Source organism: Streptosporangium sp. NPDC000509 (assembly GCF_042898365.1).
In the GTDB taxonomy this organism is placed as follows: domain Bacteria; phylum Actinomycetota; class Actinomycetes; order Streptosporangiales; family Streptosporangiaceae; genus Streptosporangium.
On record NZ_JBIAYX010000003.1, the window covers coordinates 287,960 to 305,899 of the forward strand.

Genomic DNA, 17,940 nt, shown 5'->3' on the forward strand with positions numbered 1-17,940 from the left:
GCTTCCTTTCACCGGTAAACGCGCGGGACCCGCGAACCGATCCTGGTCACGATCTCATGCGTGATCGTGTCGAGGGAATCCGCCCACTCCTGAGCGGTGGGCTCGCCACGGGAACCGTCGCCGAACAGGATCACCTCGTCACCCTCCGTCAGCGGGTCGTCCCCTACGTCGATCATGAACTGGTCCATGCAGACCCTGCCCGCGATCCGCCGTCTGCGGCCACCGGCCATCACCTCCGCCACGTTGGTGGCGTGCCGTAGGACCCCGTCCGCATACCCGAGGGGGACGAGACCAAGCGTCGTCTCCCGATCCGTGACGTACAGGTGTCCGTAGGAGACGCCCGACCTGGCGGGCACCCGTTTGACCAGAGCGATCCGCGCGACGAGCGTCATCGCCGGATGCAGCCCGAAACCTCCGAGCCGGGGCACGGGGCTCAGGCCGAAGGTCGCGATGCCCGGACGGACCATGTCGTAGCGTGCCTGCGGCAGCGTCAGGATCGCCGCCGAGTTGGCGATGTGCCTGATGACGTGGGAGCCTCCGGCCCCGGCCTTCTCCGCGATGTGCAGCGCCTCGTCGAAGGCCGCCAGCTGGGCCGCGATGGACGGGTCTCCCGGTATGTCGGCGCAGGCGAAGTGGGACCAGAGCCCGACGATCTCGATCACGCCCTCGGCCTGGTGCCGCAACGCCCGCTGGACCAGGGCCGCCCACTCCGCCGCCGTCGCGCCGCCGCGTGACATGCCGGTGTCGACCTTCAGGTGCACCCTCGCCCCCCCACCGGCCTCCGCGGCGGCGTCGGCGATCGCGTCGATCATCGAGACGGAGCTCGCCGACAGCTCGATGTCGTGCCTGACTGCCTGCGCGAGCGGCTCTCCCGGCGGGATGATCCACGCCAGGATCGGCGCGGTGATCCCGGCGGCCCTCAGCTCCAGGGCCTCGCGGATGTAGGCGGTGCCCAGCCGTCCCGCGCCGGCCTCCAGGCAGGCGCGGGCCACGGGAACCAGCCCGTGCCCGTAGGCGTCGGCCTTGACCGCGACCATCATCTCGGCGCCGGGAGCGTGGCTCGCGAGCTGCCTCACGTTCTCACGAATCGCCGAGAGATCCACCCGTGCTTCGGCGGGAGTCATCGGGAAACTCATGACCCCAGTTTGGCAGGTGGGAGGCGATGCCGAGGCCCGTCGAGCAGGGAGCGCGCCACCTCCGGCAGGGCCTCGGCGACGTCCCAGGCGGTGAGAGGGCCCTGACGACCGGCGATTCCGTGCAGATACGCGGCGCAGGAGGCCGCGTCGTACCCGCTCAGTCCCGCGGCCAGCAGCGCGCCGGCCAGACCCGCCAGCACGTCGCCGGTGCCGCCGGTCGCGAGCCAGGGGCTGCCGGTGAGGTTGATCCCGACCGGCCGGTCCTCCTCGGCGACCAGCGTGGTCGAGCCCTTGAGCAGCACGGTCACCCCCAGTTCCGCCGCCGCCCGCCGTACACTCTCCAGGCGCCGCGCCTCGATCCGCTCCCTCGGCACGCCGATCAGGCGGGAGAGCTCGCCCGCGTGCGGGGTGATCAGGACCGGCGCGTCCCTGCGGAGCAGCGCCCTGTCCTGGGCCACCAGGGTGAGCGCGTCGGCGTCGACGAGCACGGGGACCTCGCTCGACAGCACGGAACGGGCGACGGCGCGGGCCTCGTCGCCGGTGCCGAGGCCGGGGCCGAGCACCCACGCCTGCACGCGGCCCACCCTCTCGACCCCCTCCCCGGGGGCGAGCGTGGTGATCACGGCCTCCGGCCAGCGGGCCCGCACCTGGGCCACCGGCTCCGCGCCCCCCGCGTAGCGGACCATGCCCACCCCGGCCCGCAGTGCCCCGCCCACGGCCAGCACCGCGGCGCCGGTGTAGAGCTCGCTGCCCGCCGCGATCCCGACGACGCCCCGGCGGTACTTGTCGGACGAGGCGTCGGGGCTGGGCAGCATCGCGGCCACGTCGGCGTCCGTCGGCGCGACCGCCTCGGGGTCGGGCAGGTAGGGGCCGAGGCCGATGTCCACGAGTTCCGTCCGGCCCGCGTGCCGGGAGCCGGGATCGACGAGCAACCCGATCTTCCACGCCCCGAACGTGACGGTGGCGTCCGCGACGACCGCGGGACCCTCCACCCGGCCGCTGCTCGCGTCCACGCCGCTGGGCACGTCCACCGCGACGACCTCGCCGGGCGCGTCGTTCGCGAGCCGGGCGAGGGTCGCGTACGGCTCCCTGAGTGCCCCGGCCCCGCCGATCCCGAGCATCCCGTCCACGATCAGGTCCGCCGCGTCGAGCAGGCCGCGAACGCGCGCACCCGCGGGATGATCCGCCGTGGCCACCGCGATACCGGGCCCGTTTCCCGCGCCGTGACCGGAACCGGAACCCTGACCGGAACCGAGGTCGGGACCGGAAACGGGATCAGGATCGCGGTCGGGACCGGAGCCGGGACCGTGATCGGGGCCGGGATCGGGGTTGAGCCGGGTGACGCGGCCGCCCGCGCGGCGCAGGGCCTCCAGACCCGCCGCGTGGACGCGCGTACCGGCGAGGAGCGCGTCGACCCTCGCCCCCCTGGCCGCGAGACGGGCCCCGGCGTAAAGGGCGTCACCGCCGTTGTCGCCACCGCCGACGAGCAGCACGACGCGGGAGCCGTACACGCCGCCGAGCATCCTGGCGCAGACCACCGCGAGCCCGGTGGCCGCCCTCTCCATCAGGGCGCCCTCGGGCAACGTCGCCATCAGTGCCGCCTCGGCCGCCCTGATCTGGTCGGAGGTGTACGCGGTCCGCATTCCACCGAATCTATCCCTCGGCGATCACGTAGGCGATCGCGACGCCCCCGTCGTGGGTGAGGGAGACGTGCCACCGGGCCACGCCCAGGGCCTCGGCGACGTCCGCCACCCGGCCGGTCACCCGCAGCTCGGGCCGCCCGTGCTCCCCGCTGAGCACCTCGGCGTCCAGGTGACGCAGCCCGGGAGGGGCGCCGAGGGCCTTCGCGACGGCCTCCTTCGCCGCGAACCTGGCGGCGAGGGACTCCGTGGCCAGCCCGCTCTCCCCCTCGGTGAACAGGCGTCCCCGCAGCGCGGGCGTCCGCACCAGCGTCGCCTCGAACCTCGCCACGTCCACGACGTCGACACCGATACCAACGATCACCCTCCCAGGCTAGTGGCGTCGCGCCGTCGGCCCGCGTTCCCGCCGGTCAGAAGCCGCCGCGCTGCCAGGGGCCCCAGATGGCGAAGCTCGTCCCCTTGGTGGACTGGACGTTGACATAGAGAGTGTGACCGCCGGGGCCGAAGGTCGAGCCGGCGAACTCGGCGCCGGAGTCGCCGCGGACGGGGGCGAGGCGGGAGAAGTCGAAGATCTCGCCCTGGCGGGTGAGGCCGCGCAGGTAGTTGTCACCCGCGCCGTCCTCGCACAGGACCAGGGTGCCTCTGGGGCTGGCGGTGACGTTGTCCGGCAGGTCGAGGGTGACCGCGCCCGGCGACTCGTAGACGAGTTTGAGCCGCCCGCTCCACGTCTCGTACGCCCACACCTGGCCGCGTCCCTTGCCGAAGCCGCCCGGCGGGGTGTCACCGGACGCGGTCGCGCCGCCCTGGGTGGAGACGAAGTAGATCGTGCCGTGGTGGTTGATCGCCCCCTCCAGCCGGGAGAAGAGCGCCGCGCCCTTCGCCCTGCCCTGGTTGCCGACGGCCTGGAGGGCGAGGCTGTTGGCGGGGGTGCCGATGAAGGTGGGGTCGGGGTCGTCGATGTCCACCCAGGTCGTCGAGTACGAAACTCCCCTGGGCTGGCCGAGGGAGAGGTTCTTGCCGGGCGCGCCCCGCACGGCCAGCATCTGGAGCCGGCCGCCGTCGAGGATGCGGCGGGCCGTCAGCGGGTTCTTCGGGGGCAGGTAGCGGTAGAAGCCGGAGGCGAAGCCGAAGTTGTCCTCGGTGAGGTAGAGCGCGCCGGTGAACCCGTCGAACGCGACCGACTCGTGGGCGAACCGCCCGGCGTTCCTGATCGGTCCTCCGGCCTGGCCGTCGAGCGGGACCTCGAAGATGTAGCCGTGCTTGCGCGTGAGCTTGCCGTTGTCCTGGCCGGTGAAGTCGTCGCCCACGTCCGGCCCGTTCACGGTCTCCTCGCAACTCACCCAGGCGCCCCAGGGCATCGGGCCGCCCGAGCAGTTCATCTGGGTGCCGGTCAGGCTGGGGGCGGAGGTGAGCACCTTGCCGTAGCGGGTGACCCTGAGCGTCGAGGTGCCGCCGCCGGCCGCCGGATCGTAGGCCTTGGCCGGGTTTCCGAACGCGCCGACCGGGCCGTTGACCTCGTGGTTGCGGATGAGGATCGCGCTGCCGCCCGGCCCGCGGAACGCGGCCATGCCGTCGTGCCTGGAGGGGACGGTGGATCCGTCGCTGTACTTGTCGCCGGCCGAGCTGAAGGACCGGTAGTGGAAGCCGTCGGGCAGGTGGAGGCGCACCACGCCGTCCCGCTCGTCCTTGACCGGCTTCAGCGGGCCGTACCCGGCCCCCGGGAGAAGCTCCCCGTTCGCCCCCGCCCGCGCGACCCCCGCGAACGGCCCGGCCACCCCCAGCGCGGCCAGTGCGCCACCTCGGGCGAGGAAACGACGACGGTCCATCTTGCGGCTCCCTTGGATCCGGTGGATTCACGCCACGTTGATGCGCCTCAGTAAACCGTTATATGGCATATATCGACACTTAATGGGACAAGAAGAAGGGCAGACCCTATACCCACTTACGGCTGTGGGTAATCCATAGACTTTATCCACAGGCTGTGGACAACGCGCGGGGAGGGCTTACTCCACCGTGACCGACTTGGCGAGGTTGCGGGGCTGGTCGACGTCGTGCCCCTTGGCCGTGGCCAGCTCGCAGGCGAAGACCTGGAGCGGCACCGCGGCGACCAGCGGCTGGAGCAGGGTCGGCACGACCGGGATGTGGATCAGCGTGTCGGCGTAGCGCCCGACCGCGACGTCCCCCTCCTCGGCGACGACGAGGGTCCTCGCGCCCCTCGCCCGGATCTCCTGGATGTTGGACACGATCTTGTCATGGATCATCCGCTGGCCCGACGGCGAGGGGACGACGACCACGACCGGGAGCCCCTTGTCGATCAGCGCGATCGGGCCGTGCTTCAGCTCGCCCGCCGCGAAGCCCTCCGCGTGCATGTACGCCAGTTCCTTGAGCTTCAGCGCCCCCTCCAGCGCGACGGGAAAGCCCACATGCCGCCCGAGGAAGAGCACACACCGCTCGTCGGCGAGCGACCTGGCCAGCGCGCGGACCGGCTCGACGGTCGAGAGGACCTCGCTCACCTTCGACGGCGCCTCCGCCAGCCGGTCGACGATCTGGGTGATCTCGTCGCCGTACTTCGTCCCCCTGACCTGGGCGAGATAGAGCGCCACCAGGTAGCACGCCACCAACTGGGTGAGGAACGCCTTGGTGGAGGCCACCGCGACCTCCGGGCCCGCGTGCGTGTAGAGGACGGCGTCGGACTCGCGGGAGATCGTGGAACCGTTCACGTTGCAGACCGCCAGCACCCGCGACCGCTGCCCGCGCGCGTGCCGTACCGCCATGAGGGTGTCCATGGTCTCGCCCGACTGGCTGATCACGATCACCAGCGTGTCCCGGGTGAGGATCGGGTCGCGGTAGCGGAACTCGCTCGCCACCTCGACCTCGCAGGGCAGCCTCGCCCAGTGCTCGATGGCGTACTTCGCGATGAGCCCGGCGTGGTAGGAGGTCCCACAGGCGACCAGAATGATCTTGTTGATGTCACGTAGCTCCTGGTCGGACAGTCGCATCTCGTCCAGCACCAGCCGGCCGTCCTCGCCGACCCTGCCGAGCAGCGTGTCGGCGACGGCCCGGGGCTGCTCGGCGATCTCCTTGAGCATGAAGTGGTCGTAGCCGTCCTTCTCCGCGGCCGAGGCGTCCCAGTCGACGTGATAGTCGCGCGTCACGGCCGGGAGGCCCTGGAAGTCGGTGACCGTGATCTTCGAGGGACGCAGCTCGACCACCTGGTCCTGGCCCAGTTCCACCGCCTCGCGCGTGTACGCGATGAACGCCGCCACGTCCGAGCCGAGGAAGTTCTCCCCCTCGCCCCTGCCGATGACCAGCGGTGAGTTTCGCCGCGCGCCCACCACCACGTCGGGCTCGTCGGCCGAGATCGCGAGGAGGGTGAACGCCCCCTCCAGCCGCAGACAGACCCGGCGCATCGCCTCCATGAGCCCTCCGGCGGCGAACCGCTCCAGCAGGTGCGCCACCACCTCCGTGTCGGTCTCGGAGACGATCCTGTGCCCCGCGTTCTCCATCTCGGCCCTGAGCGCGGCGAAGTTCTCGATGATCCCGTTGTGGATGACCGCGATCCGTCCCTCGCAGTCGGTGTGCGGATGGGCGTTGCGGTCGGTGGGGGCCCCGTGGGTGGCCCACCGGGTGTGCCCGATCCCCGTCGTCGCCGCGGCCGGCGGTGTGGGACGTGAGACCAGCGCCGAGCGCAGGTTGGCCAGCTTCCCCGCCCGCTTCTCCACGACCAGGCCGTCCGCCCCGACCAAGGCGATCCCCGCCGAGTCGTATCCCCGGTACTCCAGGCGGCCCAGCCCCTCGACCGCGACCTCGATCGCCTGGCGCTGTCCCGTATATCCCACTATTCCGCACATTGTCATACCCCCTCCCTGAGAAGTCGTCCGGCGCGGCTATGGAGAACCCCCAGGACAGACCAAGAATCCCGCCCGGTACCCGTCGGGAACCGCTCCCGACGCACCATGCCCCCGCCGGGAACCGCTGCCGGCACACCATCCCCCCGCCGGGAACCGCTGCCGGCACACCAGCACCCACCGGGAAGCGCTCCGGGCACACCAACGCCCACCGGGAGGCCGCCCCCGGCACAGCGACACCCGCCAGAACCCCGTCCCACGGACCAACACCCGCCAGGAACCCGCTCCCGACGGATCAGTAGGCTCTCTGAACATGGCCCACGGTTTGGACACCGCGACACCGTACGTGCAGCTCAGCCGGGCTCAGTGGAGCGAACTCCGCAAGAACACGCCCCTCACGCTCACCGAGGACGAGCTGAAGGAACTGCGCGGCGTCGACGACCCGATCGACCTGGCCGAGGTCACCGACATCTACCTGCCGCTCACCCGGCTGCTCAACCTCCACTTCACCGGGGCCAGGCAGCGCAGCGCGGCGCTCAACACCTTCCTCGGCGGCGGGCGCAGGACGGCCCCGTACGTCCTGGGCATCGCGGGGAGCGTCGCGGTCGGCAAGTCGACCACGGCCCGGCTGCTGCACACCCTGCTGGCCCGCTGGCCCGAGCACCCCCGGGTGGACCTGATCACCACCGACAGCTTCCTCTTCCCCAACGAGGTCCTCACCGCGAGGGACATCATGCACAGGAAGGGCTTTCCCGAGAGCTACGACCGGCGGGCCCTGGTCAGGTTCGTCGCCGACGTCAAGGCGGGCCTTCCGGAGGTGACGGCCCCGGTCTACAGCCACCTGGAGTACGACATCGTGCCCGGCGCGACCCAGACCGTGCGCCGACCCGACATCCTCATCGTCGAGGGCCTCAACGTCCTGCAGCCCGCACCGCCCACCGCCCTCGCGATCAACGACTACTTCGACTTCTCGATCTACGTGGACGCCAAGGTCGAACACATCCGCGACTGGTACGTGGATCGCTTCCACAAGCTCCGGCGTACGGCCTTCGAGGACCCGAAGTCCTACTTCAAACATCTCGCCGGCCTGTCGGAGGAGGAGGCGACCGACTTCGCCAGAAATATCTGGCGCGACATCAACGAGCGCAACCTCGTCGAGAACATCGCCCCCACCAGAGGCCGGGCCGATCTCGTCCTCCACAAGGACGCCAATCACTCCATCCAGCGCGTCCGCCTCCGCCGCATCTGATCGGAAACGTAGGAAACGACGACCGAGCGGCTCGGACGCGGTGCCGGTTCGGGGTCCGGGGGAGACTCAGTCGGCCCGGCGGGCGACGTACAGGATCCGGTCGTGGTCGTCCTCGTCGGCCGGCTCCCGCGCCGACGTCCCCACCAGCCCGCGGGTGGCCACGACGCGCAGCCCGGCCCGCTCGGCCACCCGGCGCACCGTCCGGTCGGAGCGGTGCCGCTGCACGTGCCGCATCGACACCCGCTCCCAGCCCGCGCCGGCCCGCTCGAACAGGTCGAACTGGGTGACCACGACCGCGTCGGCCTCGATCCGCGGTGACGCCGCGAACCACGCCACGTACCGGTCCCCGCGGTCGGCGACCGTTGGGACGCCGAACGTACGCCGGTAGTAGCCGATGGTGCTCAGGTCGAAGATCAGCACCCCGCCGTCCGCGAGCTGGTCGCGCGCCGACGCCAGCGCCCACCGCAGCTCGTCCGTGCCGGTCAGGTACGCCATCGGCAGGTCCACGCAGGCGACCACGTCGAAGCCGGTCAGCCCCGGCGGGGGCTCCTGCAGCCGTCCCACCAGGAACCGGACGTCCTCGGCTCCGGGTCTGCTCCCGGCCATCGCCACCATCGCCGGCGACAGGTCGTAGCCGGTCACCTCGAACCCCCGCTCGCGGAAGGCCACGCTGCTGCGGCCGGTCCCGCACCCGGCGTCCAGCAGCCGCCGCCCGCCCGTACCGTACAGGCCCGCCATCTCCACGTAGCGGTCCACCAGGGCGGCGGTGTCCATCCGCGCGTTCAGCTCGTCGTACCGTGCCGCGACGCTCTCGTACGCCGCCAGCGTCTCGTCCACATGCGTCATGAGCGCCTCCCTGAGCGCGGACCCGTCGGGGCCGCGCCGGGCCGTCGGAGGCCAGGCGCGGCCGGAGGGGGAGAGAGTCTTACCAGACGAACCATGCCTGCCGGTTGACCCGGCGGCCGGTAACACGGCGCAGCAACTTCCTCATGGAGTTCACCTCCCTTCCTGGTGGCCGCTGGCGGTCAGGGTCTGATGGGGGTCCGGCGCAGTTGGAACGAGGGCGGGGTGATGATGCCCGCGACGTGGGGGCGCCCGTGGCCGCCGCGCACCTCCAGGCGGGCGCCGTCGCTCACGGCGGCGAGCAGGCCGGTGGCCAGGGTCTGCGCGACAGCGGCCCCGGCACAGGTGAACGGGCCGCCGCCGAAGGGCAGGTAGGCCCCGCGAGGGCCGGGGCCGTCGTCCCACCGTCCTGGCCGGAACCGGGCGGCCTGCGACCAGTACCGCTCGTCGCGGTGCAGCAGATAGACGCAGACCGACACGCTCTCCCCCGGCTCCAGCCGCACGCCGCCGATCCGGTGGGCGCGGTGTACCGGGCGGCCCAGCAGCCACGCCACCGGCCACAGCCGCAGCGACTCCCGTACGGCCGATTCCGCGGGCACGTCCGCCAGGTCGACGCCGTGGGCGGCGGCCGCCAGCAGCGCCCAGCCGACCACGTGGCCGACCGGCGCCACCGAGGTACGGAACAGCAGGAGATACACCTGGGCGACCTGCGCGGCGGGCGTGTCGGGCGGGGTGGACCCGAGCACGGCGTCCAGCAGGTCGCCGGGGCGACCGGGCTCCTGACCGGCCGGACCGGTCAGACCGGCCCGGCCGGCCCGGCGGGCGCGCACCTCGCCGGCGACCGCCCGCACCACGCGCGCCCACAGCGCCGCCCGCGCCACGCGTGCCGGCCGGCCGCCGGGACGGATCAGGACGTCACGCTCCACCACCCGCGTCATCAGCTCCCGCAGCGCCGGCGGGCTGTCCGGGCGCAGCAGCGCCTCGGCCAGGAACCGGTGCGCGGCGGTGCGCCCGGCCGACGGCCACTCGCTGACCTCCCCCAGCCCCGCCACGACGGCGGGCAGCCGCTCGCGGTGGGCGGCCAGGTGGGCGCGCACCGTCGCCCGCGCCGCACGCCCGATGGCGACCTGCGTCTCCCGCGGTCCCAGCCGCCCGCCGCGGACATGGAAGAAGTCGGACACCTCGTCGTAGTGACCCTCCTCGTTGTGCAGCACCCGCAGGGCCTCGACCGGGTCGGCCACGCACAGCGACCCGTCGTCGGGCAGCCGGAACACCGGGCCGTGCTCGCGGGCCGCCCACTCGACGAACCCCAGCGGGTCACGGCGGTACCGGCGCGCCGCTCCGCCGGAAGCGGTCCGATCCGACTCACCGGCCGTCGCCATCCCACCCCCATGCCGTCCGTGACCTCGGGTGCACGCGCGGGTGGTGCCGCCCGCGCGCCCCGCCGGGAGAGGGCGCCGCCCGCCACCTTCGCCGGGCGGGCGACCGGATCGTGAGCCCGCCGGCAGGCGGCGACGACGAAAAAGGCCGACACCACACCAGGAACAGCGGAAGCCTATACCTGCGAGTCATTCTCGATGGTCATTGAGTGAACGATGGGGAATATCAGTGTTTTATTGACAGAATTGGTTGAATAAACGCCGCGGAGGTATCCCGTGAATAGGTCGTCCGTTCCCGCTCCGGCGCGGCGAGAACGTACACCCGCCCCTTCCCCGAAACCGTGAACCAAGACGCGACCGGTAACCGTCCGACTACAAATCCGCATGTCAGAGCCATGATCATGACGTAGCGAACCTCCGGCGTCACACCTCGTTACCTTTCCGGGCCCCGTTTCGGCCACTCACCCATCGGAGGTAAAAAACTTCCCCGCCTGCGGTTATGCATGCCGTGACAGCACCAAGCCCTCGCCAGAAGAGGGGATTAGTATCTTATGTGTGAGCATCTCATCTCATGGTCCGCTGAAGCTGAGCGTCGGCGCGAGCACCGGCATGAAGATCGCTGCCATACTCCTCGCCGTCCCCTTCGTCGGTTTCCCGCTGTTCGCGATCTCGGAGATCGGGCGGGCCGTCGAGCTCTCCCTCGACGACCCCTCTCTGATCCTGACGCTGCCCCTCGCCCTGGTCATGGTGGTCTTCCTCATCGTCCTCCTCGGCGTCCTCCGCTTCCGCGCGGAGATGGAGGGAAGCGTCGTGGAGGTCCACGGCGCGTTCACGACGCGCAGGGTGGATCTCGCGCGGGCCCGCGTCTGGCTGGACTCCTTCCCCGAGTGCTCAAGAGCCCGTGACCTGACCGGCCACCGGCTCCCCTACCTGTACCTGTACGCCCAGGAGCCGGGCGGCCGCAAAATCCTGCTGCGGCTGCGCGCGGCGCACGCCTTCCTGCCGCCGCGGGAGCTGGGCGCCCTCGCGGACGCCATCGAGTCGGACCACCGGACCGGCCAGGACGCCGAGCGGGCCTCCCGCACGGCCGACCTGCTCCGGCGCCTGAGCGCCGACCCCGCCCTCAAGGTTCCCTGACGGGCTCCGCTCCCGCACCGGCCCGGGCAGTCGGGAAGCAGGAAAGGGGCGGACGACGACCGTGCGGCTCCCGGGCTTCAGCCGGCCGGGATCCAGGTCCTAGGGTTGGCCCGTGCTGCATCTACGTGTGATCACTCCGGCGGAGCTGACGGACGAGGTGCTGAAGGTGCTCGACGAGTGCGTCGGCGTCCTCAACATCGTCCTGTTCCCCGGTGTCGCGCGCTCCCCGGCAGGGGACCTCGTCCAGTTCGACATCGCCCGTGAGGCCGCCAACCAGGTGATCGAGCGACTCCAGGAGCTCGGCCTCCACACGGAGGGGTCGATCGCGGCCGAGCAGATCGACCTGTCGATCTCACAGGCGGCCGAGCGCGCCCAGGAGGAGGCACCCGGCGACAGCGAGGACGCCGTGGTCTGGGCGGAGTTCGCCCAGCGGGTCGACGAGGACACCCGGCTCACCTGGGCCTTCCTCGCGTTCCTCACGATCGCCACGCTGCTCGCGGCGATCGGCGTGATCGTCAACTCACCGATCCTCATCATCGGCGCGATGGTGCTGGGGCCCGAGTTCGGCGCGATCGCGGCCATCTGCTTCGGCCTGCTCCGCACCGACGGGAACCTCATCGGCCGGGCGGCCGGGACCCTCGTCCTGGGCTTCGCCGCCGCCCTCACGATCACCTTCGTCTGCGCGCTGGCCGCGCGGGGGCTCGGCTGGATCGGCGTGGGCACGCTCGCGACCGGGCACGAGGAGATCGAGTTCATCGTGAAGCCCGACAGGTGGTCGTTCATCGTCGCGCTGCTCGCGGGGGCCGCCGGGGTGCTCTCGGTCACCGCGGGCAAGTCCTCGGCCCTGGTCGGCGTCTTCATCTCGGTCACCACGGTCCCCGCCGCCGGATACTTCGCGATCGCCGCCGCGCTCGCCCGCTGGGGCGACATGGCCGCCTCGGCCGTCCAGCTCGGGGTGAACGTCGCGGGCATGGTGATCTCCGGTGTGGTGACGCTGCTCGTCCAGAGGGCCTACTGGTCCCGGTTCGGCATGCGGCTGCCGGCGCGCCCGGGTGGGAGATAGCGCCTGAGAATTGACCTTTTGGACGAGGGGAGACTCCTTCGCATGACGGAGGTGCGCACCTGCGGCGACGGATAGTGTCCGAGCATGACTATCCTCGCCACCGAGGGACTAACCAGACGTTTCCCCCGGGTGACGGCGCTCGACCAGCTCACCGTCACCGTCGGCTCCGGTGTGACCGGCCTGGTCGGCGCCAACGGCGCGGGCAAGTCCACGCTGATCAAGATCCTCCTCGGCCTCCTCGAACCCAGCGCGGGCGGTGCCCAGGTGCTGGGCATGGACGTGACGACCAAGGGCGCGGAGATCCGCCGGATCGTGGGCTACATGCCCGAGCACGACTGCCTGCCACCCGACCTGTCCGCCACCGAGTTCACCGTGCACATGGCCCAGATGTCCGGCCTGCCGCGCACCGCGGCCCGCGAGCGCGCCGCCGACGTCCTGCGCCACGTCGGGCTGTACGAGGAGCGCTACCGGGCGATGGGCGGCTACTCCACCGGCATGAAGCAGCGCGTCAAGCTCGCCCAGGCCCTGGTGCACGACCCGCGCCTCGTCCTGCTCGACGAGCCCACCAACGGCCTCGACCCTCGGGGCCGCGACGAGATGCTCGCGCTCATCCGCAGGATCGGCTCGGAGTTCGGCATCAGCGTGCTCGTCACCTCCCACCTGCTGGGCGAGCTGGAGCGGGTCTGCGACCACGTCATCGTGATCGACGGCGGCAAGCTGCTGCGTTCCTCCTCCATCGGGGACTTCACCCAGAGCACCCAGACGGTGACCGTCGAGGTCGAGGAGGGCCAGGGCGCGCTGGCGGCCCGCCTCACCGAGCTGGGCGAGACCGTCACCCCGCACGGCAGGATGCTGCTCGTCCACGTCCGCGCGCCGGAGACCTTCGACGTGCTCCGCGACGCCGTCTGCGAGCTCGACCTCTCCCTCGTACGCGTGGAGCAGGGCCGCCAGCGCATCGAGGACGTCTTCAGGGAGCCCGCCAATGTCTGAGTCCGTCTCCGGACCCACGGGTGTCATCCACGACATCGGATACCGCCACTACGAGGGGGCACGGCTCGGTCGACGCCAGGCCGCCGTCGCACTCACCGTGCACAGCCTGCGCGGGATCTTCGGGCTCGGCCGCACCGCCCGCTCGAAGATCATCCCGTTCGTGCTCCTGGGCGTGATGCTCCTGCCCGCGGTCGTCTCCATCGCGGCCATGGCGCTGATCAAGCAGGAGGGGATGCGCTACAGCGAGTACGCCATCGTCATGCAGGCCGTGCTCGCGATCTTCCTCGCCTCGCAGTCGCCGTACACCGTCGCGCCCGACCTGCGCTTCCGGGTGCTGCCGCTCTACCTGTCGCGCCCGGTGACGATCTGGGACTACGTCGGGGCGAAGCTCGCGGCGATGGCGAGCGCGATGTTCCTGCTGCTCGCGGTGCCGCTCACCGTGCTCTACATCGGCGAGGTGGTCATCGACCTGCCCGGCGACACGCACACCTTCGAATACCTCACCGCCATGGTCGGCGCGGTCGGCTACGCGCTGCTGCTCGCCTGCCTCGGCGTGGCCATCGCCTCGTTCACCCCCAGGCGCGGCCTGGGCGTGGCCTCCGTCATCGCCTTCTACCTGCTCGCCTCGGCCGTGTCGACCGTGCTGTTCGCGACGCTGGAGTCGATGGGCGACGACGGCGCCGCCGCGTGGGCCTGGCTGATCAACCCCTTCTTCCTGGTGGACGCCGCCGTCCACGTCGGGATCTTCGGGGCCGAGCCCAGCGCGGGCGTCATCTACCCCGCGAGCGGCGGAACCCTGGTCGCGGGAGCGATCATGGTCGCACTCATCGCCCTGTCCCTCACGGCCCTGATCGCGCGCTACCGTAAGGCGGCCTCCCGATGAAGATCGAACTGGCCCAGGTGTCCCGGTGGTACGGCAACGTGGTCGCCGTCAACGACATCACCATGACCGTCGGCCCCGGCGTCACCGGACTGCTCGGCCCGAACGGCGCGGGCAAGTCCACGCTGCTGCACATGATGGCCGGCTTCCTGCCCCCCTCGAACGGCACCGTCACCCTCGACGGCGACCGCATCTGGCGCAACCACCAGATCTACCGCTCCATCGGCCTGGTCCCCGAGCGCGAGGCCGTCTACGGCTTCCTCACCGGCTGGCAGTTCGTGCTGTCCAGCGCCAGGCTGCACCGCCTGCCCAACCCCGACGACGCGGCGCGCAAGGCCCTCGCCCTGGTCGAGATGGAGAGCGCCAAGGACCGCAGGATCGAGACGTACTCCAAGGGCATGCGCCAGCGCGTCAAGGTGGCCGCGGCCCTCGTCCACGACCCGCAGGTCCTGCTGCTCGACGAGCCGTTCAACGGCATGGACCCGCGCCAGCGCCTGCACCTGATGGACCTGGTCCGCTCCATGGGCACCGCGGGCAAGACCATCCTGTTCAGCTCGCACATCCTGGAGGAGGTGGAGCGGGTCGCCCAGCACATCGAGGTCCTCGTCGCCGGACGCCACGCCGCCTCAGGGGACTTCCGCGAGATCCGCCGCCGGATGACCGACCGCCCCCACCTGTTCAAGGTCCGCTCCAGCGACGACCGCCGCCTCGCGTCCGCGCTGATCGCCGACGCCTCCTCGGGCTCCGTCTCGCTGACCGAGACGGGCCTGGAGGTGCACGCCGTCGACTTCCGGCGCTTCACCTGGCTGCTGCCCAGGGTCGCCAGGGACGCGAACGTCCGGATCATGCAGGTCTCCCCCGCCGACGAAGACCTGGAGAGTGTCTTCTCCTACCTGATCAACAGGAGCAGCTGACCATGAACGGTGTCATCGCCGGAATCTCCTACCGGGCGCTCCTCGGCCGCCGCCGGATCTGGCTGCTGATCATGCTGCCCGTCGTGCTGATCGCCATGGCCGCGCTGATGAGGTTCATCGGCGCCGCCGACGAGCGGACCGCCGTCGCTCTCATGCAGACCTTCGCCATCGGCACCATGCTGCCGCTGCTCGGCCTGATCGCGGGGACCGGGGTGATCGCCCCCGAGATCGACGACGGCACGATCATCCACCTGCTGTCCAAGCCGATCTCCCGCTCGGTGATCGCCCAGACCAAGTTCGTGGTCGCCGCCTCGATGCTCGCGCTCTTCGCCGCCGTACCGACCTTCGTCGCGGCCTATCTCCTGGTCAACCTCGAATCCGGCATCGCGTACGGCTTCGCGCTCGGCTCCCTCATCGGCGGGATCGCGTACGCGGCGGTGTTCATGCTGCTGGGCGTGCTGACCCGGCACGCGGTCACGATCGGCATCGTCTACGCGCTCGTCTGGGAGGGCGTGGTCGGCAACTTCGTCCCCGGCGCCCGCAGGTTCTCCATCCAGCAGTGGGCCCAGACGATCGCCGACCAGCTGTCGTCCTCCGCGTTCTTCTCCACCGAGATCACCCTCGGCTTCGCCGTTCCCGCCCTGATCGTCGTCACCGTCGGCGCGGTCGTCTGGGCGGGCATCCGCCTGCGGAGCTTCTCCCTCACCGGCGACGAGTGACCGGGCGCGTTCCCTGTCGCCGGCGCTGTCACCGGTGGGCGACGGAGGGACGTACGCGCTCCGACCAGGGGTGGAGGCGTGGACGGGGTCGTCGGTGGTTCCGTCTCCACGACATGACAAAAAAGCACGGCCCGCACCGGAGTGCGGGCCGTGCTTTCGTCGTTCCCACCGAGAGCGGTCACTCTCGGACGGTCACCGGCCCCTCAGACGCAGGCCGTACGGACGACCTCGGCGAGGCGACCGGCCAGTTGCTCGGCCTGTTCCGCCGAGGCGGCCTCGACCATGACGCGGATCATCGGCTCGGTGCCGCTGGGCCGGATCAGCACGCGCCCGGTCTCGCCCAGCTCCGCCTCCGCGGCGCCGACCGCGGCGGCCAGCTCGGGAGCCGATGCCTTGGACCGGTCGACGTCCTTCACGTTGACCAGGACCTGCGGCAGGCGCGTCATCACCGAGGCGAGCTCGGCGAGCGGCTTCTTCTCCCGCGCCATGACCGCGAGCAGGTGCAGCGAGGTGAGCAGGCCGTCCCCGGTGGTGGCGTGGTCGAGCATCAGGACGTGGCCGGACTGCTCGCCGCCGAGGTTGTAGCCCCCGGCCCGCATCGCCTCCAGGACGTAGCGGTCGCCCACGGCGGTCTCGACGACGTCGACACCGGCGTTCTTGAGCGCGATCTTGAAGCCCAGGTTGGACATCACCGTGGCCACCACGGTGTCGCCGATCAGCTTGCCCTCGGCGTGCATCGCCATGGCGAGCACGGCCATGATCTGGTCGCCGTCGACGATCTCACCGGTGTGCGAGACGGCGAGGCAGCGGTCCGCGTCACCGTCGTAGGCGATGCCCACGTCCGCGTTCCGGGAGACCACGATCTGCTGGAGCCGATCCAGGTGGGTGGAGCCGACCCCCGCGTTGATGTTGAGACCGTCGGGGCGCGCCCCGATCGTCTCCACGGTGGCCCCGGCCCGCAGCAACGCCTCGGGAGCCACCATGTGGGCGGCGCCGTGGGCGCAGTCGAGGACCACGTTCAGGCCGTCGAGACGACCCTCCACAGTGGACAGCACGTGGGACACGTAGCGGTCGGCCTCACCGTACGCCTCGCGTACACGGCCGACCGAGGCACCGACAGGACGCTCCCACTTCTCGCCGAGCCGCTGCTCGATCTCGTTCTCCACCGTGTCGGGCAGCTTGTAGCCGCCCCGGGTGAGGAACTTGATCCCGTTGTCGGGCGCGGGATTGTGGGAGGCGGAGATCATCACGCCCATGTCGGCTCTGAGAGCCGTCGTCAGATAAGCGACCGCCGGGGTGGGCAGCACGCCGAGCCGGAGAACGTCCACACCAGACGACGCGAGGCCGGCGACCACCGCGGCCTCCAGGAATTCTCCTGAAGCCCGGGGGTCCCGGCCCACGACGGCGACGGGACGGCCTCGCCGCCCGACGCTGGCGTTGAACGCCCCGGCATCGCCGAGGACATGAGCCGCGGCCACGGACAGGTCCATGGCGAGCTCGGCCGTGAGGTCGCGTCCGGCGACCCCACGTACCCCGTCGGTGCCGAAGAGGCGCCCCAACGCTTAACGCTTGCTGTACTGCGGAGCCTTACGGGCCTTCTTGAGGCCGTACTTCTTGCGCTCGGTGGCGCGGGCGTCACGGGTCAGGAAGCCGGCCTTCTTCAGCGGCGGGCGGTTGACCTCGACGTCCAGGGCGGTGAGCGCGCGGGAGAGACCCATGCGCAGGGCACCGGCCTGGCCGGTGACGCCACCACCGTTGATGCGGGCGATGACGTCGAACTGGTCCTCGGCGCCGAGCACCACGAAGGGCTCGTTCACGATCTGCTGGTGGACCTTGTTCGGGAAGTAGTTCTCAAGCGTACGGCCGTTGATCGTCCACTTGCCGGTGCCCGGAACGATGCGCACGCGGGCCACGGACTCCTTGCGACGGCCGGTGCCGTACGAGTTGCCGGTGGTGATGGGCTTGCGGACGGCGGCGTCGCCGCTGGCAGTGGACTCGGAGGTGTACTCGGAGGGGAACTCCTCCGCGGAGTACGCTTCCTGAGCGCCCTCGACGGGCGTCTCGACACCGGTGGGCTCAGCCACGGTTCTCCTCTTAACTTTCCTACTCGGCGTCGGCCGTCGGCCAACGCTGCTGGCGACA

At 71.1% G+C, this 17,940-nt stretch carries 16 protein-coding genes; 7 read left to right on the forward strand and 9 right to left on the reverse strand.

All coding sequences use genetic code 11. The annotated features are described in order from the left end of the window. Nucleotides 1-8: 8 nt before the first annotated feature. From alr to glmS, 5 genes are all read right to left on the reverse strand, one after another. Entirely contained in the window at nucleotides 9-1,136 is a 1,128-nt protein-coding gene (gene alr, locus ACFY3D_RS07485) for an alanine racemase (RefSeq protein WP_389976144.1), read from the reverse strand. Beyond that, nucleotides 1,133-2,779: an NAD(P)H-hydrate dehydratase gene (locus ACFY3D_RS07490; RefSeq protein WP_389976147.1), complete on the reverse strand. Its 1,647-nt coding sequence runs from the start codon at nucleotides 2,777-2,779 to the stop codon at nucleotides 1,133-1,135. The genes alr and ACFY3D_RS07490 overlap by 4 nt, the downstream gene beginning before the upstream one ends. A 10-nt stretch (nucleotides 2,780-2,789) precedes the next feature. Further along, nucleotides 2,790-3,140: a holo-ACP synthase gene (locus tag ACFY3D_RS07495; RefSeq protein WP_362502946.1), complete on the reverse strand. Its 351-nt coding sequence runs from the start codon at nucleotides 3,138-3,140 to the stop codon at nucleotides 2,790-2,792. 46 nt (nucleotides 3,141-3,186) lie between these two features. Continuing rightward, nucleotides 3,187-4,602 carry a PhoX family protein gene (locus ACFY3D_RS07500; protein ID WP_389976150.1) on the reverse strand — a complete coding sequence of 472 codons (1,416 nt, stop codon included), beginning with the start codon at nucleotides 4,600-4,602 and terminating at the stop codon, nucleotides 3,187-3,189. A 177-nt stretch (nucleotides 4,603-4,779) separates the two neighbouring features. Continuing rightward, nucleotides 4,780-6,627, reverse strand: a complete 1,848-nt coding sequence (gene glmS / locus ACFY3D_RS07505; RefSeq protein WP_389976153.1) for a glutamine--fructose-6-phosphate transaminase (isomerizing) — start codon at nucleotides 6,625-6,627, stop codon at nucleotides 4,780-4,782. 310 nt (nucleotides 6,628-6,937) lie between these two features. Here glmS and coaA point away from each other — a divergent pair, with 310 nt between their 5' ends. Continuing rightward, the gene (gene coaA / locus ACFY3D_RS07510) at nucleotides 6,938-7,873 is read left to right on the forward strand and encodes a type I pantothenate kinase (RefSeq protein ID WP_389976157.1); all 936 of its coding nucleotides are present in this window, start codon (nucleotides 6,938-6,940) and stop codon (nucleotides 7,871-7,873) included. 66 nt (nucleotides 7,874-7,939) lie between these two features. Here the strand turns inward: coaA and ACFY3D_RS07515 are convergent, their stop codons facing one another. Beyond that, the gene (locus ACFY3D_RS07515; RefSeq protein WP_350943311.1) at nucleotides 7,940-8,719 is read right to left on the reverse strand and encodes a class I SAM-dependent methyltransferase; all 780 of its coding nucleotides are present in this window, start codon (nucleotides 8,717-8,719) and stop codon (nucleotides 7,940-7,942) included. Nucleotides 8,720-8,898: 179 nt separating this feature from the next. Next, nucleotides 8,899-10,098: a cytochrome P450 gene (locus ACFY3D_RS07520; protein ID WP_389976162.1), complete on the reverse strand. Its 1,200-nt coding sequence runs from the start codon at nucleotides 10,096-10,098 to the stop codon at nucleotides 8,899-8,901. Nucleotides 10,099-10,650: 552 nt separating this feature from the next. Between ACFY3D_RS07520 and ACFY3D_RS07525 the strand changes: the two genes are divergently transcribed. From ACFY3D_RS07525 to ACFY3D_RS07550, 6 genes are all read left to right on the forward strand, one after another. Further along, on the forward strand, nucleotides 10,651-11,232 hold the full coding sequence (locus tag ACFY3D_RS07525) for a hypothetical protein (RefSeq protein WP_389976165.1): 582 nt from the start codon (nucleotides 10,651-10,653) through the stop codon (nucleotides 11,230-11,232). 112 nt (nucleotides 11,233-11,344) lie between these two features. Beyond that, nucleotides 11,345-12,295 carry a DUF389 domain-containing protein gene (locus ACFY3D_RS07530; RefSeq protein ID WP_389976168.1) on the forward strand — a complete coding sequence of 317 codons (951 nt, stop codon included), beginning with the start codon at nucleotides 11,345-11,347 and terminating at the stop codon, nucleotides 12,293-12,295. A gap of 84 nt (nucleotides 12,296-12,379) precedes the next feature. Continuing rightward, nucleotides 12,380-13,285: an ABC transporter ATP-binding protein gene (locus ACFY3D_RS07535; protein WP_389976171.1), complete on the forward strand. Its 906-nt coding sequence runs from the start codon at nucleotides 12,380-12,382 to the stop codon at nucleotides 13,283-13,285. Then, nucleotides 13,278-14,168 (forward strand): ABC transporter permease, encoded by an 891-nt coding sequence (locus tag ACFY3D_RS07540; RefSeq protein WP_389976175.1) that lies wholly within the window; start codon nucleotides 13,278-13,280, stop codon nucleotides 14,166-14,168. The genes ACFY3D_RS07535 and ACFY3D_RS07540 overlap by 8 nt, the downstream gene beginning before the upstream one ends. Continuing rightward, nucleotides 14,165-15,079 (forward strand): ABC transporter ATP-binding protein, encoded by a 915-nt coding sequence (locus ACFY3D_RS07545; protein ID WP_350943301.1) that lies wholly within the window; start codon nucleotides 14,165-14,167, stop codon nucleotides 15,077-15,079. Before ACFY3D_RS07540 ends, ACFY3D_RS07545 begins: the two co-directional genes overlap by 4 nt. Before the next feature lie 2 nt (nucleotides 15,080-15,081). Further along, nucleotides 15,082-15,798, forward strand: coding sequence for an ABC transporter permease subunit (locus ACFY3D_RS07550; RefSeq protein ID WP_362896003.1), 717 nt, complete (start codon nucleotides 15,082-15,084; stop codon nucleotides 15,796-15,798). A gap of 203 nt (nucleotides 15,799-16,001) precedes the next feature. On the opposite strand, the gene glmM is transcribed toward ACFY3D_RS07550, so the two are convergent. Both glmM and rpsI read right to left on the reverse strand, forming a co-directional pair. Next, the gene (glmM, locus tag ACFY3D_RS07555; RefSeq protein ID WP_389976178.1) at nucleotides 16,002-17,357 is read right to left on the reverse strand and encodes a phosphoglucosamine mutase; all 1,356 of its coding nucleotides are present in this window, start codon (nucleotides 17,355-17,357) and stop codon (nucleotides 16,002-16,004) included. A gap of 3 nt (nucleotides 17,358-17,360) precedes the next feature. Next, nucleotides 17,361-17,882, reverse strand: coding sequence for a 30S ribosomal protein S9 (rpsI, locus tag ACFY3D_RS07560; protein WP_350943295.1), 522 nt, complete (start codon nucleotides 17,880-17,882; stop codon nucleotides 17,361-17,363). Between the last annotated feature and the right edge of the window lie 58 nt (nucleotides 17,883-17,940).

Bases quoted from the DNA above. Each gene is read 5' to 3' on its own strand.
- ACFY3D_RS07540 (WP_389976175.1), top strand. From the start codon at position 13,278: ATGTCTGAGTCCGTCTCCGGACCCACGGGTGTCATCCACGACATCGGA.
- ACFY3D_RS07515 (WP_350943311.1), bottom strand. From the start codon at position 8,719: ATGACGCATGTGGACGAGACGCTGGCGGCGTACGAGAGCGTCGCGGCA.
- ACFY3D_RS07545 (WP_350943301.1), top strand. From the start codon at position 14,165: ATGAAGATCGAACTGGCCCAGGTGTCCCGGTGGTACGGCAACGTGGTC.
- ACFY3D_RS07550 (WP_362896003.1), top strand. From the start codon at position 15,082: ATGAACGGTGTCATCGCCGGAATCTCCTACCGGGCGCTCCTCGGCCGC.
- coaA (WP_389976157.1), top strand. From the start codon at position 6,938: ATGGCCCACGGTTTGGACACCGCGACACCGTACGTGCAGCTCAGCCGG.
- ACFY3D_RS07500 (WP_389976150.1), bottom strand. From the start codon at position 4,602: ATGGACCGTCGTCGTTTCCTCGCCCGAGGTGGCGCACTGGCCGCGCTG.
- glmS (WP_389976153.1), bottom strand. From the start codon at position 6,627: ATGTGCGGAATAGTGGGATATACGGGACAGCGCCAGGCGATCGAGGTC.
- ACFY3D_RS07520 (WP_389976162.1), bottom strand. From the start codon at position 10,098: ATGGCGACGGCCGGTGAGTCGGATCGGACCGCTTCCGGCGGAGCGGCG.
- alr (WP_389976144.1), bottom strand. From the start codon at position 1,136: ATGAGTTTCCCGATGACTCCCGCCGAAGCACGGGTGGATCTCTCGGCG.
- ACFY3D_RS07490 (WP_389976147.1), bottom strand. From the start codon at position 2,779: ATGCGGACCGCGTACACCTCCGACCAGATCAGGGCGGCCGAGGCGGCA.
- ACFY3D_RS07535 (WP_389976171.1), top strand. From the start codon at position 12,380: ATGACTATCCTCGCCACCGAGGGACTAACCAGACGTTTCCCCCGGGTG.